Source organism: Virgibacillus phasianinus (genome assembly GCF_002216775.1).
Classification (GTDB): Bacteria; Bacillota; Bacilli; order Bacillales; family Amphibacillaceae; genus Virgibacillus_F; species Virgibacillus_F phasianinus.
On record NZ_CP022315.1, the window covers coordinates 1,086,966 to 1,112,440 of the forward strand.

Genomic DNA, 25,475 nt, shown 5'->3' on the forward strand with positions numbered 1-25,475 from the left:
CCCATCATTAGAAAATCTCGCTTTAGCACTGGAGCTAGACTTATTAAAAACCTTCTTTAATCGAAAAAATAAAAGCGCCCCCGTGTATAATAAATACACAGAGACGCTTACCGCGCGGTCCCACTCTGTTTAGAGCATGTTCAAGCTCTCAACTTTCTCTACTAACGGAAGAGTCCCCGCTGTTATATACTAGCTTCCATAACAGACTCAAAGGTGCATTTCGGAAACTTCGCTTAGAATCACTTTCAGCCGGTGATGATTCTCTCTGCATAAGCCAGCGGTTTCCTACTTCTCCTTATCAACGATCGATATTGTATTATTACTATATTACATTTCTAATTAAATGTGAACAAATTAAGCTTGCAGATCCCGAAGCACTTGATCCAAACGCTTCACAATCACATCTTTCCCTAATAATTCAATTGCCATTGGAAGTTCCGGTCCATGAGTTTGGCCGGTTGTTGCAACCCGAATAGGCATAAACAGTTTCTTCCCTCTATGCTTGGTTTCCTTCTGTGTTTCTTTAATCGCTGCCTTAATATTATCTTTATGAAACTCATCCATATGAATTAATTTATCTGTATAGACCTGCAATACTTCAGGAACCTGCTCTCCCTGAAGGACTTCCTTTGCATCTTCATCATATTCAATCTGATCATTAAAAAATAACTCGGATAACTCAACGATTTCAGCACCGTACCTGAGCTGTTCCGCATATAACGATATTACTTTTTCTGCCCATTCTCTTGTCTCATCGTCCATATCCTTTGGTAAACGTCCCGCTTCAATCAGGTGCGGCAGGGTCAGGTTAACGATCTCGTCATGATCAAGCTCTTTAATATATTGATTATTCATCCATTTTAACTTTTGCGGGTCAAAAATAGCCGCCGAAGTAGACAGACGCTCAGGATCAAATATTTCTATCAATTTGTCCCGATCAAATATTTCCTCTTCACCAACTGGTGACCAGCCCAGCAATGTTATGAAGTTAAACATTGCTTCAGGCAAATATCCCAGGTTATGATATTGCTCGATAAATTGGATAACATGCTGATCGCGTTTACTTAACTTTTTGCGCTCTTCATTTAATATCAGTGTCATATGGCCAAAGGTAGGTGCCTCCCAGCCAAATGCATCGTAAATCATCATTTGCTTAGGCGTATTTGAAATATGCTCTTCACCGCGCAATATATGTGTGATGCGCATTAAATGATCATCAATAGCAACCGCAAAGTTGTAAGTTGGAATACCATTCTTTTTCACAATAACCCAATCGCCAAAGTCGCTTGACTCAAACGTGATCGTACCACGGACAATATCATCGAAGGTATACGTTTTGTTTGCAGGAACGCGCATGCGGATACTTGGCTTACGGCCTTCCTGTTCAAACGCTGCAATTTGCTCATCTGTAAGATTGCTATGGGCACCCGAGTATTTGGGAACTTGTCCATTAGCTTTCTGTTCCTCGCGCTCCGCATCCAATTCTTCCTCTGTCATGTAACATTTGTATGCTAGGCCTTTTTCCAGCAGTTCATTTATATATTTCGTATATAAATCAAGGCGTTCCATTTGGCGGTATGGACCATACTCCCCACCAATGTCAGCTCCTTCATCCCATTCAATTCCAAGCCATTTCAAAAATGACAGTTGGCTTTCTTCGCCTCCAGCTACATTTCGTTTGTCATCTGTATCTTCAGTTCTAATAATAAATTTACCGTCAAAGTGTTTGGCATAAAGATAATTAAATAATGCTGTGCGCGCATTTCCAATATGTAAATGGCCTGTTGGACTTGGCGCATATCGTACACGGACATCGTTTGTCATGATGTTACCCTCCACTAATTTTTTAATGTTTCACCGTACACCAAAAAGCGATAACAGATATGTTATCACTTTTTGTTTCCTTTATAAGTTATACCCTTTTTACTGTGCTTTTTCAAGTAATTTTGGTTTTGCGAAGATCATTCTTCCTGCAGATGTTTGCAGAACGCTTGTAATTAACACTTCTATTGTTTTACCAATATAATTACGTCCTTCTTCCACTACAATCATTGTACCATCATCTAAATATGCAATACCCTGATTCTGCTCCTTGCCATCTTTGATTACCTGAACCATTAACTCTTCACCTGGTAAGACAACCGGCTTAACAGCGTTTGCTAAGTCATTAATGTTTAGTACATGTACACCTTGAAAATCACAAACTTTATTCAAGTTAAAATCATTGGTTACTACGATTCCATCAATTACTTTGGCAAGCTTAATCAGCTTACTGTCAACTTCGGGGATTTCCTCAAAGTCTCCTTCATAGATTTCAACGTTCACTGGTATCTCTTTCTGGATCCGGTTTAAGACATCAAGTCCCCGCCGGCCCCTGTTTCGTTTCAGAACATCAGAGGAATCAGCAATATGCTGTAACTCACCTAAAACGAACTGCGGGATAACAATCGTTCCTTCCAAAAAGCTAGTTTGGCAGATGTCAGCAATACGTCCGTCAATGATTACGCTAGTATCCAATATTTTTGCTTTCGGCTGAATCTTTTCGATAGAATCAGGATCTTCCGACTTTCTGCGTTCTCGATCTTTTTTGTTAACCGTTAATAAATTTAAAAATTCATCGCGACGTCTAAATCCTACCTGGAACCCAAAATAACCTAGGAAAAACGTTAAAAATAGCGGAATAACTTGTGAAACCAATTCGATTTGAATATCAGTTAGCGGAATATTAATCAAAAAGGCGATTACCAAACCAATTATTAATCCTAGACTCCCAAAGAATAAATCACCTACAGGCAACTTGATAAGTGTATCTTCTGTCCATCGCAGGAACCCTACGATGTAATCTGTTATCCAATATGTGATAAGAAATAAAATAATTGCACCTAACAATAAGCCTAAATAGGGGGATGCCACCCACTTCGCATTGTCGAAGTTTAACAATCTAACAATATCTGGGATATATAAATATCCAATGGTACCTCCGGCAATAAGAAAAAATAAATGCACAATTTTTTTCAGCACCATGTTCACCTCCTGTCCTTTAGTATTACCTATTTATTTAAAAAATAACCACTTATCAAGCTATATATAGTATTACATGTACCTAAAGAATAGCACAATCGTTATTTTCAGTCAATTTAGTAAACACTAAATTTTATCACAATAGTGCTTAAGTGTCAAATTGTGTTTATCTAAAAGATGCTTTTATACTACACATTATCTGGAAACACCGATATCTAGTGCTTCTTGCACAGTATTTACACCAACTATTTGAATAGAGGACGGTGGCGTCCATCCACCAAGATTCCTTTTCGGGCAAAACACTCGTTTGAACCCAAGTTTCGCCGCTTCCTGAACCCGTTGTTCTATTCGTGAAACTCGTCTTATTTCTCCGGTTAAGCCCACTTCCCCAACAAAAATATCATCTGGCTTTGTTGGCTGATCACGGAAACTTGACGCAATACTCACAGCTATGGCTAGGTCAATTGCAGGCTCGTCCAGTTTCACCCCGCCAGCAACTTTTACATATGCATCCTGATTTTGCAGCATCAGCCCTACCCTTTTTTCGAGTACCGCCATCAATAATGGAACCCGATTGTTATCGATTCCCGTTGCCATACGCCTTGGGTTACCAAAACTTGACGGTGAAATTAGTGCCTGAATTTCCACTAGTACTGGTCTTGTTCCTTCCATTGAAGCGACAACCGTTGAGCCAGCCGCCCCTTGTGATCGCTCCTCCAGAAATATTTCGGAAGGATTCATGACCTCCTTTAGCCCTTCTTCCTTCATTTCAAAAATACCCATTTCATTGGTACTTCCAAAGCGGTTTTTCACACCGCGCAATATTCTATATGTGTGATGGCGCTCACCCTCAAAATAGAGCACAGCATCCACCATATGTTCGAGTAATCGTGGCCCAGCAATAGACCCTTCTTTTGTTACGTGCCCGACGATAAATATCGGAATTCCATTCGACTTGGCAATTTTCATCAGTTCACTTGTGCATTCGCGAACCTGCGAAACACTGCCGGGAGCACTGGTAACTTCCTCTTTAAAAATAGTTTGAATCGAATCAATAACAACAAAAGATGGTTTCAAGATAGAAATTTGATTCGATATATCATATAAATTTGTCTCAGCCAGAACATACAGCAAATCTGACTTTATCGCTAAACGATCCGCCCTTAGCTTTGTTTGTTTAGCAGATTCTTCACCAGATATATATAATACTGGTAATTGCTTGTCCGCCAATTGAGAGGAAATCTGTAAAAGCAATGTAGATTTACCAATCCCAGGGTCGCCCCCAATTAGCACTAATGAGCCTGGTACAACCCCACCACCAAGTACACGATTGAATTCTTTCATTTTGGTCGTAATCCGCGGCTCTTTATCGGATTCTATTGTTGTTATTTTCTCCGGTCTACTTTGCGGATTTAAACTGCTGCCTATAGAGGTATGCCGACCATTCTTAGATGGAGAGTCTACTTCTTCCACAAGCGTATTCCAATTATTACAGCCAGGACATTTCCCCATCCACCTAGCTGACTCATAGCCGCATTCCTGACATACATATTTCGTCTTGCGCTTTGCCAACATGATTCATCCCTTTCAACCGTGTCTCTCTATTGTATACGAAATACCCACCCTGTAGGTTACAGGTTTCTATCAATTTTCTTAACTTCTTCCCACACTTATGCCACATTTTTATGTTATGTCATCCGGCCGAAAAACATTATCTAAATAACCAGCTTCCACGCCTTTCAGGGTGAAAAAGCTAGAAGGATTAGCCCTTCTAGCTTTTAAAAACCAATTATTTACGACAGCACAATAAAGTCACCTTTGTTATTTAGGCCTATTTTTACTATCTCCCCTTTTGAGATAGTCTCTTTTAGCAATTCTTCTGATAGTAGGTCCTCAATATTTTTTTGAATCGACCGACGCAATGGACGTGCGCCATATTCGGGGTCAAATCCATCATTTGCAATCTTTTCAACTGCTTTATCTGTTAACGTAAAGTCAATATCATTTTGCTTCAGGCGCCGTTGGAGCTGCTGAAGCATTAGAGATACAATATCCTTCATATGCTTTTTCTCTAAAGAGTGGAAAACGATGATTTCATCAATCCGGTTTAAGAATTCTGGGCGGAATGCCTTCTTCATTTCTTCGGTGATCTTGGCCTTCATGTCTTTATAATCCCGGCCCTCTTCCTCCAGATTAAAGCCTACATGGTTATTCCTTTTCAATTCACTGGCTCCAACATTCGAGGTCATAATAAGCACGGTATTGCGGAAATCAACCAAACGTCCTTTTGAGTCCGTTAATCTACCATCCTCTAATACTTGCAGTAAGATATTAAAGACATCTGGATGCGCCTTCTCCACCTCATCCAGCAAGACAACCGAATATGGCTTACGGCGAACCTTTTCCGTTAATTGCCCACCTTCTTCATATCCCACATAACCTGGAGGTGAACCAACCAATCTAGAGGTTGAGTGTTTTTCCATATACTCAGACATATCAATCCTAATCATAGCATCCTCATCACCAAACATTGATTCCGCTAAGGCACGAGCAAGTTCTGTTTTCCCTACACCTGTTGGACCAAGGAAAATAAATGAGCCAATCGGACGTTTTGGATCCTTAAGTCCGGCCCGTGCACGACGAACTGCTTTTGAGATAGCCTTTACTGCTTCTTCCTGACCTATTACGCGGCTATGAAGGGTATCCTCCATGTTAAGCAATCTTTCACTTTCATCTTTTGTCAGTTTCGACACAGGAACCCCAGTCCAAATGGAAACGACTGATGCAATATCCTCTACTGTAACCTCTGAATCTTCTTGTCCTTGCTTTTCTTTCCATTGATTTTTCGTTTTTTCCAATTCCTCGCGCAGCTTTTGCTCAGAATCACGTAATGATGCAGCCTTTTCAAATTCCTGGCTCTGTACTGCTGCATCTTTTTCCTTACGCACTTCCTCCAGCTTTTGCTCTAAATCTTTTAAATTTGGCGGAATTGTATAAGAACGCAGGCGGACTTTCGAACCGGCTTCATCAATCAAATCAATTGCTTTATCTGGTAAAAAGCGATCTGTTATATAGCGATTTGACAAATTAGCAGCCGCTTCAATCGCATCATCTGTAATGGTCACGCGGTGATGCGCTTCATAGCGGTCACGAAGTCCGCGTAATATCTTAATTGTTTCTTCCAGTGTTGGCTCATCAACTTGAATCGGTTGGAAGCGGCGCTCTAATGCAGCATCTTTTTCAATATATTTACGGTATTCATCAAGTGTAGTTGCACCAATACATTGCAACTCGCCACGGGCAAGCGATGGTTTTAAGATATTTGAAGCATCAATTGCGCCCTCTGCGCCACCTGCACCGATTAATGTATGAAGTTCGTCAATAAATAATATAATATTGCCAGCTTGCCTGATTTCTTCCATAACCTTCTTCAGACGATCTTCAAATTCACCGCGATATTTTGTACCTGCAACTACAGTACCCATATCTAGTGTCATTACCCGCTTGTCACGAAGGGTTTCTGGTACTTCATTATCAATAATTTGCTGCGCCAGCCCTTCAGCTACTGCAGTTTTACCAACACCTGGCTCACCAACGAGCACTGGATTATTTTTTGTGCGGCGGCTAAGTACTTGAATCACTCGTTCAATTTCTTTACCTCGGCCTATCACTGGATCCACATTACCTTCTTTAGCAATGGAAGTTAAGTCACGTGCCAATGAATCGAGTGTGGGTGTGTTTGCATTTGCCGCCTGGCCCGAGCGTCCCTGACGATTGGATTGTGATTCATTACTGCCAAGTAACTGTAAAACCTGTTGTCTGGCCTTATTTAAACTTACTCCTAGATTATTTAAGACACGCGCTGCCACGCCTTCACCTTCACGGATAAGACCAAGTAAAATATGTTCAGTACCGACGTACGAATGACCGAGTTTTCTGGCTTCATCCTGTGAAAGCTCAACAACCTTTTTAGCACGCGGGGTGTAGTGTATTGTCTGCATTGGCTGCTTCCCAACTCCAATAAGCTGTTCAACTTCCTGCTGGATTTTATCAATTTCTAGACCTAATGATTGTAATGCCTTGGCAGCAATACCTTCTCCTTCACGAACTAGCCCAAGCAATATATGTTCTGTCCCAATATTATTATGTCCAAGTCGAACTGCTTCTTCTTGTGATAATGCCAATACCTTTTGAGCTCTTTCTGTAAAACGTCCAAACATCATATGGCTTTTCCCCCTACTAATTTTCTAATTGTAATCGCTCACGAATGAGTGTAGCTCTTAATACATCCCGTTCCTTTGGAGTTAATGTCCCCTTAGCATATTGCTGCAGGAAGCCGGGTTGTGTCAGAACCATTAATTCATTAAGTATGTTTCTTGAAACATTTTCAATCATGCCTAAATCAATTCCAAGCCTAACATTTGATAAGCATCTTGCTGCCTCTGTCGATTCAATCACCCGGCTGTATTCCAAAGTTCCATAAGAACGGAATATTCGATCCTCAAGACGTGTACTCGATTGTTCCATAAGTCTGTTTCTAGCTGTTCTCTCCTGTTCAATCAATTGCTGTACAACACTTTGTAAGTCTTGAACAATATCCTCTTCGGACTTACCGAGTGTGATTTGGTTGGAGATTTGAAAGACATTGCCTACCGCTTCACTTCCTTCTCCATAAATTCCGCGTACAACAAGCCCCAACTGATTTATCGCTGGAATCATGCGATTTATTTGTTGTGTAAGTGTTAATGCTGGAAGATGCATCATAACAGAGGCTCTCATACCAGTCCCCACATTGGTTGGGCAACTGGTTAAATACCCCCTCGTTTCATCATATGCATAATTAATTTTCTCTTCCAGCCAATCATCAAATTCAAAAGCTTTCTCCAGTGCCTTACTTAATTGAAAACCTGGAAAATATAGCTGAATTCGGATATGATCCTCCTCATTAATCATCACTGAAACCTGTTCACTTTGTGAAATTAAGGTCGCGGCTGTTTCAGCATGCTTAGCGAGGTGCGGACTAATTAAATGTTTTTCAACCAAAACACGTTTTTCTGCTGCACTTAAATCACGAATAGACACAAATTGAAAATCTTCGTAATCCTGAAATGACTGATGTTCATATTCCTGTTGAAAGAAATCATGAATTTTTTCCAATTCCTCATTCTCAGCAATGATTGGGAAAGCTGCGTATGCAAAATTACGTGCTAACCGGATCCGGCTGCTTAAAACAATATCGCTATCCGGTCCATCCAAACGCATCCATGGGCTGATTGCCTCGTTCATAAAATGCTGCAATGTCATTTTTGATCACCATCCCCGGTCTGAGGCATTTCTTTTTCAAGGTCACGAATCTTATCCCTGATTTCTGCAGCCTCTTCAAAAGCCTCATCTTCAATTAGATGTGTTAACTTTTCTTTATATTCATCAAGTCGCTTTCTGGTGTGTAAATTTCCACCCTGCCGTTTAGGAATTTTTCCATGATGCTTAGTATTTCCACTATGAACGCGACGAAAAATTGAATCCAAACGATTGGAAAATGTGTGATAACATTCCGCACATCCAAACTTGCCAGCACGTTTAAATTCGGAGAACGTCATTTCGCACTTTGGACATTGCAATTCCTTTGTTTGATTAGCAGTGGATGAATTTTGTGTGCTAATGGAAGAAGTATCAAAATTAAAAAGTCCTGTTAATAAGCTGTGAAGCGAGTACCCTTCCTCAGGGTATGTCATATATCCTTTTTCTTTTGCACAAATCTCACAAAGATGTATTTCAGTCTTATTTCCATTTATAACCTGTGCGAAGTGTAGTGATGCAGGACGTTTATTACATTCCTGACATTCCATAAGTCCCCCTCCTTTTATGAATTCAAATATTTTAATGTTGATAACATAGCGGTTAAAACCCTTGCCCGAACCTCATCCCGAAGTGGTAATTGAAATGCTAAAACATTGCGGTCCATAGCACTGAGAATAATTTTGGCTTCCCTCTCTGTGATTAATTCTTCCTCCAGTAAGCGTTCTAAAATATCAACAGATGCTTGCTGGGTGACAGCGGGATTGATCATTTCAATAATTTCATCAATTAAATCTGACTTTTCCTGGTATTTAATACGAATAATACGTATATACCCTCCACCGCCGCGTTTACTCTCTACAATATATCCCTTTTCCACAGTGAAGCGCGTATTAATCACATAATTTATTTGTGATGGAACACATTGAAATTGATCAGCAATCTCACTTCGTTTTATCTCAATAGCATCCTGCCTGGCAGCTTCCAATATCTTTTTTAAATGTTGTTCAATGATATCAGATATATTACTCAAAACTGCTCCTCCTCGTTTTATCTAAATGATGTTGTATCTCCTTTAACTGTATAATCATTTTGTATTACTGACTTTGACTATCTTTGACTTTACCTATATTATACGCAAAAAGAGAGCAGATGCAAATACATTGTTCAATCCTATTTTCGCCAATAGAAATAGAATTAAAACGAAAAATTAAGAATAAAACAGAAAAGCAGCCATTTGTTATCTACGTACGGGCAATTTCCGTATCTAAAACATGCGTCAAGGGGGATAGCCGCATGGTATAGCTATAATGCACCTGCCCTTATTAGGTAGCACGTGCATTAATCTCTTTCAATAATATTTTTTACTTGCTCCACCTTCGATATTTCTTCAAATAACGCCACCCGGTCCAGATTAGCATTTTGCTCAATTTTTATAAAAATATTGCGTGTATCCTTGTCGATTCGTTCAATCTCTACCTTTTTAATTATTAAGTCAAATGATTCAAAAATGGACACAATATTATTAACCTGAAGTCCTGGTAAAGCAACGATTTCAATTAAATTAGAGTAGACACCCTTCTTAAACAACTTTTCAAAGTTGTTTAAGAACACTAAACTAAGCAATATCACTAATGTAGTAAAAACCGCAGTTGCGTACATTCCTACGCCAACAACCAAACCCAGTCCGGCAACAGTCCATATAGATGCCGCTGTTGTTAATCCGCGAATTGTCATGCCATTAACCATAATGGTTCCGGCACCAAGAAACCCAATGCCACTTATAACGTAAGAAGGTATTCTTGCTGGATCAAAACGTATATTATCAGACGATCCAATAAAGGCTTCAAATCCATATAAAGATAGAAGCATCATTAAGCATGAACCGACTCCCACCAGAATATGCGTACGAAACCCAGCGGAATGATTTTTTAACTCCCGCTCAAACCCAATTAATCCCGAAAGGATCAATGCAATAAGTACCCTGGTCATGATTACGAAAAAATGGTCACCAAAAATTTGACCAATATGTTCACCCATTTGCAACACCCCAATAATAAACTATATGTATTTTTATTTTACAATATAATGCTGTCAATATATAGATGGTATTGCACCCTAAGCAAATTAAAAAAGTGGAGATACGTTTAAACGTATCTCCACTTTATTGTGCCTGGCGGCGTCCTACTCTTGCAGGGACAAAGTCCCAACTACCATCGGCGCTGGAGAGCTTAACTGCTGTGTTCGGCATGGGAACAGGTGTGACTTCTCCGCTATAACTACCAGACCATATTAAATTTAAGGACAAAATATATTATAGTCATATTTCTTTCGAAATGCAAGACCTTTTTTCATTTTATACCCTAAAAACTAAATAAGAGCTTAAATAGATGACAATCAATGGTTAGTTAAGTCCTCGATCGATTAGTATTCGTCAGCTCCACGTGTCGCCACGCTTCCACCTCGAACCTATCTACCTCATCGTCTCTGAGGGATCTTACTCACTTCGAGTGATGGGAAGTCTCATCTTGAGGGGGGCTTCATGCTTAGATGCTTTCAGCACTTATCCTTGCCACACGTAGCTACCCAGCTATGCTCCTGGCGGAACAACTGGTACACCAGCGGTGTGTCCATCCCGGTCCTCTCGTACTAAGGACAGCTCCTCTCAAACTTCCAGCGCCCACGACGGATAGGGACCGAACTGTCTCACGACGTTCTGAACCCAGCTCGCGTACCGCTTTAATGGGCGAACAGCCCAACCCTTGGGACCGACTACAGCCCCAGGATGCGATGAGCCGACATCGAGGTGCCAAACCTCCCCGTCGATGTGAACTCTTGGGGGAGATAAGCCTGTTATCCCCGGGGTAGCTTTTATCCGTTGAGCGATGGCCCTTCCATGCGGAACCACCGGATCACTAAGCCCGACTTTCGTCCCTGCTCGACTTGTAGGTCTCGCAGTCAAGCTCCCTTCTGCCTTTACACTCTTCGAATGATTTCCAACCATTCTGAGGGAACCTTTGGGCGCCTCCGTTACTCTTTGGGAGGCGACCGCCCCAGTCAAACTGCCCGCCTGACACTGTCTCCGAACCGGATTACGGTCCTGGGTTAGAATGTCCGTACAGCCAGGGTGGTATCCCACGGATGCCTCCACCGAAGCTAGCGCTCCGGTTTCGATGGCTCCCACCTATCCTGTACAAGCTGTACCAACATTCAATATCAGGCTACAGTAAAGCTCCACGGGGTCTTTCCGTCCTGTCGCGGGTAATGTGCATCTTCACACATAGTATAATTTCACCGGGTCTCTCGTTGAGACAGTGCCCAAGTCGTTGCACCTTTCGTGCGGGTCGGAACTTACCCGACAAGGAATTTCGCTACCTTAGGACCGTTATAGTTACGGCCGCCGTTTACTGGGGCTTCGGTTCTAAGCTTCGCGCCCGAAGGCGCTAACTCTTCCCCTTAACCTTCCAGCACCGGGCAGGTGTCAGCCCCTATACTTCGCCTTTCGGCTTCGCAGAGACCTGTGTTTTTGCTAAACAGTCGCTTGGGCCTATTCACTGCGGCTCCTCCTTAAAGGAGCACCCCTTCTCCCGAGGTTACGGGGTCATTTTGCCGAGTTCCTTAACGAGAGTTCTCCCGATCACCTTAGGATTCTCTCCTCGCCTACCTGTGTCGGTTTGCGGTACGGGCACCTATGAACTCACTAGAGGCTTTTCTTGGCAGTGTGAAATCCAGAACTTCGGTACTATAGTTCCCTCCCCATCACAGCTCAGAATTGTTGGACGGATTTGCCAATCCAACTCCCTTGCTGCTTGGGCGCACATTTCCAGAAGTGCGCATTCCTTATCCTACTGCGTCCCCCCATCGCTCAAACATTCATGAGGTGGTACAGGAATATCTACCTGTTGTCCATCGCCTACGCCTTTCGGCCTCGGCTTAGGTCCCGACTAACCCTGAGCGGACGAGCCTTCCTCAGGAAACCTTAGGCTTTCGGTGAAAGAGATTCTCACTCTTTTTTCGCTACTCATACCGGCATTCTCACTTCCAAGCGCTCCACCAGTCCTCACGGTCTGACTTCACAGCACTTGGAACGCTCTCCTACCATTGTTCCGAAGAACAATCCGCAGCTTCGGTGATACGTTTAGCCCCGGTACATTTTCGGCGCAGAGTCACTCGACCAGTGAGCTATTACGCACTCTTTAAATGATGGCTGCTTCTAAGCCAACATCCTGGTTGTCTGGGCAACTCCACATCCTTTTCCACTTAACGTATACTTTGGGACCTTAGCTGGCGGTCTGGGCTGTTTCCCTTTCGACTATGAACCTTATCACCCATAGTCTGACTCCCAACGTAACGTAGCTGGCATTCGGAGTTTGACTGAATTCGGTAACCCGGTGAGGGCCCCTAGTTCAATCAGTGCTCTACCTCCAGTACGCATCTATTGAGGCTAGCCCTAAAGCTATTTCGGAGAGAACCAGCTATCTCCGTGTTCGATTGGCATTTCACCCCTACCCACACCTCATCCCCGCATTTTTCAACATACGTGGGTTCGGGCCTCCAGTCAGTGTTACCTGACCTTCACCCTGGACATGGGTAGATCACACGGTTTCGGGTCTACGACCGTATACTATTTCGCCCTATTCAGACTCGCTTTCGCTGCGGCTCCGTGTCTTCCACTTAACCTTGCATACGATCGTAACTCGCCGGTCCATTCTACAAAAGGTACGCCGTCACCCATAAACGGGCTTCGACTACTTGTAAGCGCACGGTTTCAGGATCTCTTTCACTCCCCTTCCGGGGTGCTTTTCACCTTTCCCTCACGGTACTGGTTCACTATCGGTCACTAGGTCGTATTTAGCCTTGGGAGATGGTCCTCCCGGATTCCGACGGAATTCCTCGTGTTCCGCCGTACTCAGGATCCACTCCGGAGGAAACGCTTTTTCGATTACAGGGCTCTTACCCGCTTTGGCTGATCGTTCCAGATCGATTCATCTAAAGCATTTCTTTGTAACTCCAATGGAGTGTCCTACAACCCCAGAAAGCAAGCTTTCTGGTTTGGGCTGATTCCGTTTCGCTCGCCGCTACTTGGGAAATCGCATTTGCTTTCTCTTCCTCCGGGTACTAAGATGTTTCAGTTCCCCGGGTCTGCCTCACGTATCCTATGTATTCAGATACGCGTACTGCTCCATTACGAACAGCGGGTTTCCCCATTCGGAAATCCTCGGATCGAAGTCTACTTACGACTCCCCGAGGCATATCGGTGTTAGTCCCGTCCTTCATCGGCTCCTAGTGCCAAGGCATCCACCGTGCGCTCTTCTTCACTTAACTATCTTTATGATTAAGAACTTACGTTTTTGATGTCGTTGTCTATCTTGCTCTTATTTAGTTTTCAAGGTACAAAAAGAGAGATTCGCATCCCTCAAAACTGAACAAACAACCTGATATGTCAAGGCCTACATAATAGTAGGGCTTACGCCCCCGGATAACCAGCAGGTTATCACAGGGATTCCGTTAAACAGGTCAGCTTCCACTACATGTAGCTTCTCGCTTCCTGTTTTTCCTTAGAAAGGAGGTGATCCAGCCGCACCTTCCGATACGGCTACCTTGTTACGACTTCACCCCAATCATTGGCCCCACCTTCGGCGGCTGGCTCCATAAAGGTTACCTCACCGACTTCGGGTGTTGCCAACTCTCGTGGTGTGACGGGCGGTGTGTACAAGGCCCGGGAACGTATTCACCGCGGCATGCTGATCCGCGATTACTAGCGATTCCGGCTTCATGCAGGCGAGTTGCAGCCTGCAATCCGAACTGAGAATGGTTTTATGGGATTTGCTACACCTCGCGGCTTCGCTTCCCTTTGTTCCATCCATTGTAGCACGTGTGTAGCCCAGGTCATAAGGGGCATGATGATTTGACGTCATCCCCACCTTCCTCCGGTTTGTCACCGGCAGTCACCTTAGAGTGCCCAACTAAATGCTGGCAACTAAGATCAAGGGTTGCGCTCGTTGCGGGACTTAACCCAACATCTCACGACACGAGCTGACGACAACCATGCACCACCTGTCACTCTGTCCCCGAAGGGAACACGATATCTCTATCGCTGGCAGAGGATGTCAAGACCTGGTAAGGTTCTTCGCGTTGCTTCGAATTAAACCACATGCTCCACCGCTTGTGCGGGCCCCCGTCAATTCTTTTGAGTTTCAGCCTTGCGGCCGTACTCCCCAGGCGGAGTGCTTAATGCGTTAACTTCAGCACTAAGGGGCGGAAACCCCCTAACACCTAGCACTCATCGTTTACGGCGTGGACTACCAGGGTATCTAATCCTGTTCGCTCCCCACGCTTTCGCTCCTCAGCGTCAGTTACAGACCAGAGAGTCGCCTTCGCCACTGGTGTTCCTCCACATCTCTACGCATTTCACCGCTACACGTGGAATTCCACTCTCCTCTTCTGTACTCAAGTCCTCCAGTTTCCAATGACCCTCCACGGTTAAGCCGTGGGCTTTCACATCAGACTTAAAAGACCGCCTGCGAGCGCTTTACGCCCAATAATTCCGGACAACGCTTGCCCCCTACGTATTACCGCGGCTGCTGGCACGTAGTTAGCCGGGGCTTTCTGGTTAGGTACCGTCAAAGCACCGTCCTATTCGAACGATACGTGTTCTTCCCTAACAACAGAGTTTTACGATCCGAAAACCTTCATCACTCACGCGGCGTTGCTCCGTCAGACTTTCGTCCATTGCGGAAGATTCCCTACTGCTGCCTCCCGTAGGAGTCTGGGCCGTGTCTCAGTCCCAGTGTGGCCGATCACCCTCTCAGGTCGGCTACGCATCGTCGCCTTGGTAGGCCATTACCCCACCAACTAGCTAATGCGCCGCGGGCCCATCTGTAAGTGACAGCAAAAGCCGCCTTTCAACTTTCTACCATGTGATAAAAAGTATTATTCGGTATTAGCTCCGGTTTCCCGGGGTTATCCCAATCTTACAGGCAGGTTGCCCACGTGTTACTCACCCGTCCGCCGCTCGTTCCACAAGCTCACGCCCCGAAGGGCGATTGCTTGCTTCCCGCGCTCGACTTGCATGTATTAGGCACGCCGCCAGCGTTCGTCCTGAGCCAAGATCAAACTCTCCAAAAAAGTTTGAATAGAATCGACACCAATCAATTCTATCGTTGGTCTTAGCTTTGTTTCGTTGCTTGACATATTACTTGGTTGTTGTTTGTTCAGTTTTCAAGGAGCAAATTTAATGGTGGAGCCTAGCGGGATCGAACCGCTGACCTCCTGCGTGCAAGGCAGGCGCTCTCCCAGCTGAGCTAAGGCCCCATAAAATATAGTTTTAAATGGTCGGGAAGACAGGATTCGAACCTGCGACCCCATGGTCCCAAACCATGTGCTCTACCAAGCTGAGCTACTTCCCGAAATGGCGCGCCCGAGAGGAGTCGAACCCCTAACCTCTTGATCCGTAGTCAAACGCTCTATCCAATTGAGCTACGGGCGCATATGGTGCCGAGGGCCGGACTCGAACCGGCACGATAGTTACCTATCGCAGGATTTTAAGTCCTGTGCGTCTGCCAATTCCGCCACCCCGGCATGGGAATTGGAGCGGAAGACGGGATTCGAACCCGCGACCCCCACCTTGGCAAGGTGATGTTCTACCACTGAACTACTTCCGCGTTGTTATTAGATGAATGATGCGGGTGAAGGGACTTGAACCCCCACGTCAAAAGACACTAGATCCTAAGTCTAGCGCGTCTGCCAATTCCGCCACACCCGCATAGCATAAATGGTGAGCCATGAAGGATTCGAACCTTCGACCCTCTGATTAAAAGTCAGATGCTCTACCAACTGAGCTAATGGCTCGTACTATTTAACAATGATGTCAATGGTGCCGGCCAGAGGACTTGAACCCCCAACCTACTGATTACAAGTCAGTTGCTCTACCAGTTGAGCTAGGCCGGCTAATTATGTGAAAATGGTGGAGGATGCAGGGCTCGAACCTGCGACCCCCTGCTTGTAAGGCAGGTGCTCTCCCAGCTGAGCTAATCCTCCGGGACATATGTACGGCCTGGCGGCGTCCTACTCTTGCAGGGACAAAGTCCCAACTACCATCGGCGCTGGAGAGCTTAACTGCTGTGTTCGGCATGGGAACAGGTGTGACTTCTCCGCTATAACTACCAGACCATATTAAATTTAAGGACAAAATATATTATAGTCATATTTCTTTCGAAATGCAAGACCTTTTTTCATTTTATACCCTAAAAACTAAATAAGAGCTTAAATAGATGACAATCAATGGTTAGTTAAGTCCTCGATCGATTAGTATTCGTCAGCTCCACGTGTCGCCACGCTTCCACCTCGAACCTATCTACCTCATCGTCTCTGAGGGATCTTACTCACTTCGAGTGATGGGAAGTCTCATCTTGAGGGGGGCTTCATGCTTAGATGCTTTCAGCACTTATCCTTGCCACACGTAGCTACCCAGCTATGCTCCTGGCGGAACAACTGGTACACCAGCGGTGTGTCCATCCCGGTCCTCTCGTACTAAGGACAGCTCCTCTCAAACTTCCAGCGCCCACGACGGATAGGGACCGAACTGTCTCACGACGTTCTGAACCCAGCTCGCGTACCGCTTTAATGGGCGAACAGCCCAACCCTTGGGACCGACTACAGCCCCAGGATGCGATGAGCCGACATCGAGGTGCCAAACCTCCCCGTCGATGTGAACTCTTGGGGGAGATAAGCCTGTTATCCCCGGGGTAGCTTTTATCCGTTGAGCGATGGCCCTTCCATGCGGAACCACCGGATCACTAAGCCCGACTTTCGTCCCTGCTCGACTTGTAGGTCTCGCAGTCAAGCTCCCTTCTGCCTTTACACTCTTCGAATGATTTCCAACCATTCTGAGGGAACCTTTGGGCGCCTCCGTTACTCTTTGGGAGGCGACCGCCCCAGTCAAACTGCCCGCCTGACACTGTCTCCGAACCGGATTACGGTCCTGGGTTAGAATGTCCGTACAGCCAGGGTGGTATCCCACGGATGCCTCCACCGAAGCTAGCGCTCCGGTTTCGATGGCTCCCACCTATCCTGTACAAGCTGTACCAACATTCAATATCAGGCTACAGTAAAGCTCCACGGGGTCTTTCCGTCCTGTCGCGGGTAATGTGCATCTTCACACATAGTATAATTTCACCGGGTCTCTCGTTGAGACAGTGCCCAAGTCGTTGCACCTTTCGTGCGGGTCGGAACTTACCCGACAAGGAATTTCGCTACCTTAGGACCGTTATAGTTACGGCCGCCGTTTACTGGGGCTTCGGTTCTAAGCTTCGCGCCCGAAGGCGCTAACTCTTCCCTTAACCTTCCAGCACCGGGCAGGTGTCAGCCCCTATACTTCGCCTTTCGGCTTCGCAGAGACCTGTGTTTTTGCTAAACAGTCGCTTGGGCCTATTCACTGCGGCTCCTCCTTAAAGGAGCACCCCTTCTCCCGAGGTTACGGGGTCATTTTGCCGAGTTCCTTAACGAGAGTTCTCCCGATCACCTTAGGATTCTCTCCTCGCCTACCTGTGTCGGTTTGCGGTACGGGCACCTATGAACTCACTAGAGGCTTTTCTTGGCAGTGTGAAATCCAGAACTTCGGTACTATAGTTCCCTCCCCATCACAGCTCAGAATTGTTGGACGGATTTGCCAATCCAACTCCCTTGCTGCTTGGGCGCACATTTCCAGAAGTGCGCATTCCTTATCCTACTGCGTCCCCCCATCGCTCAAACATTCATGAGGTGGTACAGGAATATCTACCTGTTGTCCATCGCCTACGCCTTTCGGCCTCGGCTTAGGTCCCGACTAACCCTGAGCGGACGAGCCTTCCTCAGGAAACCTTAGGCTTTCGGTGAAAGAGATTCTCACTCTTTTTTCGCTACTCATACCGGCATTCTCACTTCCAAGCGCTCCACCAGTCCTCACGGTCTGACTTCACAGCACTTGGAACGCTCTCCTACCATTGTTCCGAAGAACAATCCGCAGCTTCGGTGATACGTTTAGCCCCGGTACATTTTCGGCGCAGAGTCACTCGACCAGTGAGCTATTACGCACTCTTTAAATGATGGCTGCTTCTAAGCCAACATCCTGGTTGTCTGGGCAACTCCACATCCTTTTCCACTTAACGTATACTTTGGGACCTTAGCTGGCGGTCTGGGCTGTTTCCCTTTCGACTATGAACCTTATCACCCATAGTCTGACTCCCAACGTAACGTAGCTGGCATTCGGAGTTTGACTGAATTCGGTAACCCGGTGAGGGCCCCTAGTTCAATCAGTGCTCTACCTCCAGTACGCATCTATTGAGGCTAGCCCTAAAGCTATTTCGGAGAGAACCAGCTATCTCCGTGTTCGATTGGCATTTCACCCCTACCCACACCTCATCCCCGCATTTTTCAACATACGTGGGTTCGGGCCTCCAGTCAGTGTTACCTGACCTTCACCCTGGACATGGGTAGATCACACGGTTTCGGGTCTACGACCGTATACTATTTCGCCCTATTCAGACTCGCTTTCGCTGCGGCTCCGTGTCTTCCACTTAACCTTGCATACGATCGTAACTCGCCGGTCCATTCTACAAAAGGTACGCCGTCACCCATAAACGGGCTTCGACTACTTGTAAGCGCACGGTTTCAGGATCTCTTTCACTCCCCTTCCGGGGTGCTTTTCACCTTTCCCTCACGGTACTGGTTCACTATCGGTCACTAGGTCGTATTTAGCCTTGGGAGATGGTCCTCCCGGATTCCGACGGAATTCCTCGTGTTCCGCCGTACTCAGGATCCACTCCGGAGGAAACGCTTTTTCGATTACAGGGCTCTTACCCGCTTTGGCTGATCGTTCCAGATCGATTCATCTAAAGCATTTCTTTGTAACTCCAATGGAGTGTCCTACAACCCCAGAAAGCAAGCTTTCTGGTTTGGGCTGATTCCGTTTCGCTCGCCGCTACTTGGGAAATCGCATTTGCTTTCTCTTCCTCCGGGTACTAAGATGTTTCAGTTCCCCGGGTCTGCCTCACGTATCCTATGTATTCAGATACGCGTACTGCTCCATTACGAACAGCGGGTTTCCCCATTCGGAAATCCTCGGATCGAAGTCTACTTACGACTCCCCGAGGCATATCGGTGTTAGTCCCGTCCTTCATCGGCTCCTAGTGCCAAGGCATCCACCGTGCGCTCTTCTTCACTTAACTATCTTTATGATTAAGAACTTACGTTTTTGATGTCGTTGTCTATCTTGCTCTTATTTAGTTTTCAAGGTACAAAAAGAGAGATTTGCATCCCTCAAAACTGAACAAACAACCTGATATGTCAAGGCCTACATGATAGTAGGTCTTACGCCCCCGGATAACCAGCAGGTTATCACAGGGATTCCGTTAAACAGGTCAGCTTCCACTACATGTAGCTTCTCGCTTCCTGTTTTTCCTTAGAAAGGAGGTGATCCAGCCGCACCTTCCGATACGGCTACCTTGTTACGACTTCACCCCAATCATTGGCCCCACCTTCGGCGGCTGGCTCCATAAAGGTTACCTCACCGACTTCGGGTGTTGCCAACTCTCGTGGTGTGACGGGCGGTGTGTACAAGGCCCGGGAACGTATTCACCGCGGCATGCTGATCCGCGATTACTAGCGATTCCGGCTTCATGCAGGCGAGTTGCAGCCTGCAATCCGAACTGAGAATGGTTTTATGGGATTTGCTACACCTCGCGGCTTCGCTTCCCTTTGTTCCATCCATTGTAGCACGTGTGTAGCCCAGGTCATAAGGGGCATGATGATTTGACGTCATCCCCACCTTCCTCCGGTTTGTCACCGGCAGTCACCTTAGAGTGCCCAACTAAATGCTGGCAACTAAGATCAAGGGTTGCGCTCGTTGCGGGACTTAACCCAACATCTCACGACACGAGCTGACGACAACCATGCACCACCTGTCACTCTGTCCCCGAAGGGAACACGATATCTCTATCGCTGGCAGAGGATGTCAAGACCTGGTAAGGTTCTTCGCGTTGCTTCGAATTAAACCACATGCTCCACCGCTTGTGCGGGCCCCCGTCAATTCTTTTGAGTTTCAGCCTTGCGGCCGTACTCCCCAGGCGGAGTGCTTAATGCGTTAACTTCAGCACTAAGGGGCGGAAACCCCCTAACACCTAGCACTCATCGTTTACGGCGTGGACTACCAGGGTATCTAATCCTGTTCGCTCCCCACGCTTTCGCTCCTCAGCGTCAGTTACAGACCAGAGAGTCGCCTTCGCCACTGGTGTTCCTCCACATCTCTACGCATTTCACCGCTACACGTGGAATTCCACTCTCCTCTTCTGTACTCAAGTCCTCCAGTTTCCAATGACCCTCCACGGTTAAGCCGTGGGCTTTCACATCAGACTTAAAAGACCGCCTGCGAGCGCTTTACGCCCAATAATTCCGGACAACGCTTGCCCCCTACGTATTACCGCGGCTGCTGGCACGTAGTTAGCCGGGGCTTTCTGGTTAGGTACCGTCAAAGCACCGTCCTATTCGAACGATACGTGTTCTTCCCTAACAACAGAGTTTTACGATCCGAAAACCTTCATCACTCACGCGGCGTTGCTCCGTCAGACTTTCGTCCATTGCGGAAGATTCCCTACTGCTGCCTCCCGTAGGAGTCTGGGCCGTGTCTCAGTCCCAGTGTGGCCGATCACCCTCTCAGGTCGGCTACGCATCGTCGCCTTGGTAGGCCATTACCCCACCAACTAGCTAATGCGCCGCGGGCCCATCTGTAAGTGACAGCAAAAGCCGCCTTTCAACTTTCTACCATGTGATAAAAAGTATTATTCGGTATTAGCTCCGGTTTCCCGGGGTTATCCCAATCTTACAGGCAGGTTGCCCACGTGTTACTCACCCGTCCGCCGCTCGTTCCACAAGCTCACGCCCCGAAGGGCGATTGCTTGCTTCCCGCGCTCGACTTGCATGTATTAGGCACGCCGCCAGCGTTCGTCCTGAGCCAAGATCAAACTCTCCAAAAAAGTTTGAATAGAATCGACACCAATCAATTCTATCGTTGGTCTTAGCTTTGTTTCGTTGCTTGACATATTACTTGGTTGTTGTTTGTTCAGTTTTCAAGGAGCAAATTTCAATCGCCGTCTCAATTTGGCGACTTTATTAATATACCACTTAGAAATAATAAAGTCAATAACCTTTTATTTATTTTTTTAAAGCAATTCGTAAATAAATAGTTCGTTTGTTTAAGACAACGTAAACTAATTTACCATGATTCCATGATGAAAGCAAGCAGAATTAAAAAAAGAAATAATTGAAAATACTTTTTGCAATAAATTGGTTTGTAAAAAACTTACCTATAGCCCCCGGAAACACGGGAATGGGCTATTCTTAAACTGGAATCAGAAGCTTCTTTAAGCAGACCAATCAGGTATTGGGAAATAAAAAAAGACATCCCGGAAAACACCCTACAAAAAGGGTATTGCCGAAATATCTTCTTTGTAAACCTATTTCCTAACTACTTATTACGCATCTGCGGAAATAGTAATACGTCCCTAATAGATGGAGAGTTTGTTAATAACATAACCAAACGGTCTATCCCAATACCAAGTCCACCGGTAGGGGGCATCCCGTATTCCAATGCTTCTAGGAAATCTTCATCCATTAGATGCGCTTCATCGTTTCCTTGCTCGCGTTCTTTAAGCTGGCCCTCAAAACGCTGGCGCTGATCAATTGGGTCGTTTAATTCACTAAAGGCATTTGCATGTTCACGGCCGACAATAAATAATTCAAATCGGTCCGTAAAGCGGTCATCTTCTTTATTTTTCTTCGCAAGTGGCGAAATTTCAACCGGATGACCAAAAATAAATGTAGGCTGAATTAATTTCTCTTCTACTTTTTGTTCAAAGAATTCATTTACAACATGTCCAAATGTCATTGAATCCTGGATTTGGATGCCGTATTCTTTTGCCAGTGCACGAGCATCTTCATCACTCATCTTTTTCCAGAAGTCTACACCTGTGTACTCTTTTACTGCATCGACCATATGCAATCTCTTCCACTTTGGTGCAAGTGAAATTTCCTGTTCGTCATATGTCAGTTTTGTATCACCCAGTACCTCTTTGGCAATGTGAGCTACCATATTTTCGGTCAGTTCCATTACATCATGGAAATCAGCAAACGCTTCATACAGTTCCATCATGGTAAATTCAGGGTTATGTCTCGTGGAAACACCCTCATTACGGAAGACACGACCAATTTCATAGACTTTTTCCATCCCGCCGACAATGAGTCGCTTCAAATGCAATTCTATTGCAATGCGCATATATAATGGAATATCTAACGCATTATGGTGGGTTTCAAATGGACGTGCTGACGCTCCCCCGGGTATTCCATGCATCATCGGGGTTTCCACTTCTAAGAAGCCGTGCGTGTCTAAATAACGACGCATTGATTGAATAATTTTGCTTCTTAAAATAAAGGTATCCCTGCTATCGACATTTGTGATTAAATCCAAATAACGTTGACGATAACGCTGTTCAATGTCCTTAAGACCGTGGTACTTCTCTGGTAGGGGACGAAGGGATTTTGTTAATAGATGAAATTCAGTAGCCTTTACGGAAAGTTCACCAACTTTTGTTTTGAACATAACACCAGTTACACCAACAATATCTCCCATATCTGTTGTTTTAAAAATTTCATAAGCATCATCGCCTATCATATCTTTACGTACGTATATTTGTAACTGTCCACTTAAATCCTGAACATGAGCAAAACCGGCCTTACCTTTTCCGCGTTTTGTCATCATCCGTCCTGCTATAGTAACCTGCTCCGTTTTATCCTCCAGTTCTTCTTTTGAAAACGCATCGTATTGTTCAATCAACGTTTCCGTTGAGTGTGAACGCACGAATTTCCCTCCGAAAGGATCGATACCCTGTTCGCGGTAAGTAGTTAACTTTTCCCTGCGCACACGCATATGTTCATTTAGTTCTTCTGACACCATTATCACTCCAATTTTTTAGCTATGTCCATGCCAATCGTTTATCGTTCATTATATAAGAAATAGGATATTATTTCATGCATTTACATTATTATAACATGCAGCTCGTTTACGCATTTCAAGAAGTGCGACTTTTACAACCTTGTGCTTAATCAGTCGATCCATGTGAAGCATACATGCATCTATTTTTTCTTTGGGGCTGGGAGCGTGATACACCTTCTGAAAGATTACTTTACTCCCTGGATATGTTCGTCTTTGCCGATTAATTCTTCTTTTGATACAGACAGGGTGAGTGCAACTTTATCCAGAAGCACATCAGGTGCCTCCTTCATTCCCCGTTCCACATCACGAAGTTCTGTAATCGACACATGCAAAACCTTAGCAAAATCTATTTGTGTATATCCTTTTAATTTACGAAATGCTTTTACTCGCCTGCCGATTCTTGCGGTGTCCATTTTCTAACATCCTTTACATCTTGGTCCGTCAAATCATCCACATAATCCGACACACATTTACCCTGAGCACCAATAGGTAACTCTGGGTTTAATTCTTTTAAGGGTATAAGTACAAATGCTCGTTCATACAACCGTGGATGCGGCACATTTAATCGTTCTGTTTTTATATTTTCATCATTATAGATTAAAATGTCAAGGTCTATTGTACGGGGGCCGAATCTGATTGCACGTTTTCGTCCCAGTCCCTCCTCAATTCGCTGGCATCTCTCCAATAAAGCGAAAGGAGTAAGTGGCGTTTCAATTTGGATAGCCATGTTTAGAAAATCAGCCTGGTCTGTATAACCTACCGGCGCCGTCTCATAAATAGACGATTCACTCTTAATCGTAATATGTTCATTTGTTCGCAGTTCATGTAATGCCTTTTGTAAATGGGTGTATCTCGGTTCAATATTAGTTCCGAGTGCTAGGAAAACATTATTCATTATTTTTTCTCCCTAAAAATTTCTACAGCTACCGATTCGTAATGACCGCGAATTGGCGGGTCTGGTTTCACAACCTTCACAAGGATAGCTTGTAATAAATCAAAATTGGATAAGAGACTCTTAGCGATATCTTCTGCCACAGCCTCAATCAGGTTTTTTGGATCACCTTCGACAACTGTTTGTATAAGTTCATAAGCGTGTCCATAATGAATGGAATCTTCCATCCTGTCACTTTCTCCCGGCTGCTTTAGATCCACCAGTAATTCTACATCAACATGAAATCGTTGCCCCAATTTGTTTTCTTCTGGAAGTAGTCCATGATATCCATAAAACCGCAAACCTTTAAGTATAATTTTGTCCATCTTATTTACCTCCAGCTAGCATCCTGTCCATCATCTTTGCTAATTCAGCGGTTCGTTTTACATCGTGGACCCGGACAATTTGCACGCCTTTTTGAATCGCCATACAGGTGGTTGCCCCTGTTCCATTATCCCTTTCCGCTGGCGGAACATCCAAAATGTGTCCAATAAAGGATTTACGCGATGCCCCAAGCAAAACGGGATAACCCATTTCCACGAATTTTTCCAGATGATTCATGGTAACTAGATTATCCGTTATCGTTTTAGCAAATCCAATTCCCGGATCAAGAATAATATTGTCTCTCCTTACACCGGCTTTTAATGCAATCTCAATGCTATCGTGCAAATCTTGTTTCATATCATCAATTAGCGAAAAGTAGTTTTTATCCGTACGGTTATGCATTATTATTAGTGGAACATCATATTCCGCTGCAACATCTGCTATTTCAGGTTCCCTTTTTGCTCCCCATACGTCATTAATAATTGAGGCACCAGCATCAATTGCTGCTCTGGCTGTTTCAGCCTTATACGTATCAATTGAAATCGGAATCGTTACAGCTTCCTTTACCGCTTTAATTGCTGGTACAATCCGTTTGATTTCCTCTTCTTTCGATATTGCCTGGTGATTCGGCCGGGTTGATTCACCACCAATATCAATGATATCAGCTCCCAGTTTTTCCATCTCAACTGCCTGTGCAACAGCATTCTCTACTGTTATATAACTTCCGCCATCCGAAAAAGAGTCAGGCGTAACATTTAAAATTCCCATGATATGTGTTCGTTCTGATAAATTGTATGTCATTGCTTTTGTTTTCAAAAACGCCTGCATCATCAAACCTTCTTCCAGTCTTCTTATTCTGTATAATCGTATCACAAT

At 45.0% G+C, this 25,475-nt stretch carries 13 protein-coding genes, 9 tRNA genes, 6 rRNA genes and 1 other annotated feature; all 28 genes read right to left on the bottom strand.

Annotation, left to right across the window (positions count from 1 at the left end; translation table 11 throughout):
* Positions 1–96: 96 nt before the first annotated feature.
* Positions 97–311, bottom strand: a binding site (T-box leader).
* A gap of 43 nt (positions 312–354) precedes the next feature.
* On the bottom strand, positions 355–1,824 hold the full coding sequence (gene gltX / locus CFK37_RS05580; protein WP_089060939.1) for a glutamate--tRNA ligase: 1,470 nt from the start codon (positions 1,822–1,824) through the stop codon (positions 355–357).
* A 99-nt stretch (positions 1,825–1,923) separates the two neighbouring features.
* The gene (locus CFK37_RS05585) at positions 1,924–3,021 is read right to left on the bottom strand and encodes a PIN/TRAM domain-containing protein (protein WP_089063544.1); all 1,098 of its coding nucleotides are present in this window, start codon (positions 3,019–3,021) and stop codon (positions 1,924–1,926) included.
* Positions 3,022–3,216: 195 nt separating this feature from the next.
* Positions 3,217–4,593 (bottom strand): DNA repair protein RadA, encoded by a 1,377-nt coding sequence (radA, locus tag CFK37_RS05590; RefSeq protein WP_089063545.1) that lies wholly within the window; start codon positions 4,591–4,593, stop codon positions 3,217–3,219.
* Positions 4,594–4,814: 221 nt separating this feature from the next.
* The gene (gene clpC, locus CFK37_RS05595; RefSeq protein WP_089060940.1) at positions 4,815–7,244 is read right to left on the bottom strand and encodes an ATP-dependent protease ATP-binding subunit ClpC; all 2,430 of its coding nucleotides are present in this window, start codon (positions 7,242–7,244) and stop codon (positions 4,815–4,817) included.
* Positions 7,245–7,260: 16 nt separating this feature from the next.
* Positions 7,261–8,325 carry a protein-arginine kinase McsB gene (gene mcsB / locus CFK37_RS05600; protein WP_089060941.1) on the bottom strand — a complete coding sequence of 355 codons (1,065 nt, stop codon included), beginning with the start codon at positions 8,323–8,325 and terminating at the stop codon, positions 7,261–7,263.
* Complete coding sequence (gene mcsA / locus CFK37_RS05605; RefSeq protein WP_089060942.1) at positions 8,322–8,870, bottom strand: protein-arginine kinase activator protein McsA; 549 nt, start codon at positions 8,868–8,870, stop codon at positions 8,322–8,324. Before mcsA ends, mcsB begins: the two co-directional genes overlap by 4 nt.
* A 14-nt stretch (positions 8,871–8,884) precedes the next feature.
* Positions 8,885–9,352, bottom strand: coding sequence for a CtsR family transcriptional regulator (locus CFK37_RS05610; protein ID WP_089060943.1), 468 nt, complete (start codon positions 9,350–9,352; stop codon positions 8,885–8,887).
* Positions 9,353–9,660: 308 nt separating this feature from the next.
* On the bottom strand, positions 9,661–10,359 hold the full coding sequence (locus CFK37_RS05615) for an MgtC/SapB family protein (protein ID WP_089060944.1): 699 nt from the start codon (positions 10,357–10,359) through the stop codon (positions 9,661–9,663).
* A 131-nt stretch (positions 10,360–10,490) separates the two neighbouring features.
* Positions 10,491–10,606: ribosomal RNA gene (gene rrf / locus CFK37_RS05620) — 5S ribosomal RNA — on the bottom strand.
* Positions 10,607–10,723: 117 nt separating this feature from the next.
* Positions 10,724–13,644, bottom strand: a 23S ribosomal RNA gene (locus tag CFK37_RS05625).
* Positions 13,645–13,881: 237 nt separating this feature from the next.
* Positions 13,882–15,447: ribosomal RNA gene (locus tag CFK37_RS05630) — 16S ribosomal RNA — on the bottom strand.
* 110 nt (positions 15,448–15,557) lie between these two features.
* Positions 15,558–15,633: transfer RNA gene (locus CFK37_RS05635), tRNA-Ala, on the bottom strand.
* Between the two features lie 18 nt (positions 15,634–15,651).
* A tRNA-Pro gene (locus tag CFK37_RS05640) sits at positions 15,652–15,728 on the bottom strand.
* Positions 15,729–15,731: 3 nt separating this feature from the next.
* Positions 15,732–15,808 (bottom strand) — tRNA-Arg (locus CFK37_RS05645).
* A 3-nt stretch (positions 15,809–15,811) separates the two neighbouring features.
* A tRNA-Leu gene (locus CFK37_RS05650) sits at positions 15,812–15,900 on the bottom strand.
* Between the two features lie 8 nt (positions 15,901–15,908).
* Positions 15,909–15,983: transfer RNA gene (locus CFK37_RS05655), tRNA-Gly, on the bottom strand.
* 19 nt (positions 15,984–16,002) lie between these two features.
* Positions 16,003–16,084: transfer RNA gene (locus CFK37_RS05660), tRNA-Leu, on the bottom strand.
* 10 nt (positions 16,085–16,094) lie between these two features.
* Positions 16,095–16,170, bottom strand: a tRNA-Lys gene (locus CFK37_RS05665).
* A gap of 23 nt (positions 16,171–16,193) precedes the next feature.
* Positions 16,194–16,269, bottom strand: a tRNA-Thr gene (locus tag CFK37_RS05670).
* A gap of 14 nt (positions 16,270–16,283) precedes the next feature.
* Positions 16,284–16,359: transfer RNA gene (locus CFK37_RS05675), tRNA-Val, on the bottom strand.
* A gap of 14 nt (positions 16,360–16,373) precedes the next feature.
* Positions 16,374–16,489 (bottom strand): 5S ribosomal RNA (gene rrf / locus CFK37_RS05680).
* A 117-nt stretch (positions 16,490–16,606) separates the two neighbouring features.
* Positions 16,607–19,526: ribosomal RNA gene (locus CFK37_RS05685) — 23S ribosomal RNA — on the bottom strand.
* Between the two features lie 237 nt (positions 19,527–19,763).
* Positions 19,764–21,329 (bottom strand): 16S ribosomal RNA (locus CFK37_RS05690).
* The 16S, 23S and 5S rRNA genes sit together here with 9 tRNA genes alongside, the layout of an rRNA operon.
* A 491-nt stretch (positions 21,330–21,820) precedes the next feature.
* Positions 21,821–23,305: a lysine--tRNA ligase gene (gene lysS, locus CFK37_RS05695; RefSeq protein ID WP_172840459.1), complete on the bottom strand. Its 1,485-nt coding sequence runs from the start codon at positions 23,303–23,305 to the stop codon at positions 21,821–21,823.
* A gap of 224 nt (positions 23,306–23,529) precedes the next feature.
* Positions 23,530–23,757, bottom strand: a complete 228-nt coding sequence (locus CFK37_RS05700; protein ID WP_089060946.1) for a helix-turn-helix domain-containing protein — start codon at positions 23,755–23,757, stop codon at positions 23,530–23,532.
* The gene (gene folK, locus CFK37_RS05705) at positions 23,727–24,239 is read right to left on the bottom strand and encodes a 2-amino-4-hydroxy-6-hydroxymethyldihydropteridine diphosphokinase (RefSeq protein ID WP_089060947.1); all 513 of its coding nucleotides are present in this window, start codon (positions 24,237–24,239) and stop codon (positions 23,727–23,729) included. Before folK ends, CFK37_RS05700 begins: the two co-directional genes overlap by 31 nt.
* Positions 24,239–24,601, bottom strand: coding sequence for a dihydroneopterin aldolase (gene folB / locus CFK37_RS05710; protein WP_089060948.1), 363 nt, complete (start codon positions 24,599–24,601; stop codon positions 24,239–24,241). Before folB ends, folK begins: the two co-directional genes overlap by 1 nt.
* Before the next feature lies 1 nt (position 24,602).
* Positions 24,603–25,430, bottom strand: coding sequence for a dihydropteroate synthase (folP, locus tag CFK37_RS05715; protein WP_425445362.1), 828 nt, complete (start codon positions 25,428–25,430; stop codon positions 24,603–24,605).
* Positions 25,431–25,475: the final 45 nt, after the last annotated feature.

Excerpts from the sequence above, each read along its gene's own strand:
- folP (WP_425445362.1), bottom strand. The coding sequence starts at position 25,430 with ATGATGCAGGCGTTTTTGAAAACAAAAGCAATGACATACAATTTATCA.
- mcsA (WP_089060942.1), bottom strand. The coding sequence starts at position 8,870 with ATGGAATGTCAGGAATGTAATAAACGTCCTGCATCACTACACTTCGCA.
- CFK37_RS05700 (WP_089060946.1), bottom strand. The coding sequence starts at position 23,757 with ATGGACACCGCAAGAATCGGCAGGCGAGTAAAAGCATTTCGTAAATTA.
- folK (WP_089060947.1), bottom strand. The coding sequence starts at position 24,239 with ATGAATAATGTTTTCCTAGCACTCGGAACTAATATTGAACCGAGATAC.
- mcsB (WP_089060941.1), bottom strand. The coding sequence starts at position 8,325 with ATGACATTGCAGCATTTTATGAACGAGGCAATCAGCCCATGGATGCGT.
- folB (WP_089060948.1), bottom strand. The coding sequence starts at position 24,601 with ATGGACAAAATTATACTTAAAGGTTTGCGGTTTTATGGATATCATGGA.
- lysS (WP_172840459.1), bottom strand. The coding sequence starts at position 23,305 with ATGGTGTCAGAAGAACTAAATGAACATATGCGTGTGCGCAGGGAAAAG.
- clpC (WP_089060940.1), bottom strand. The coding sequence starts at position 7,244 with ATGATGTTTGGACGTTTTACAGAAAGAGCTCAAAAGGTATTGGCATTA.
- gltX (WP_089060939.1), bottom strand. The coding sequence starts at position 1,824 with ATGACAAACGATGTCCGTGTACGATATGCGCCAAGTCCAACAGGCCAT.
- CFK37_RS05615 (WP_089060944.1), bottom strand. The coding sequence starts at position 10,359 with ATGGGTGAACATATTGGTCAAATTTTTGGTGACCATTTTTTCGTAATC.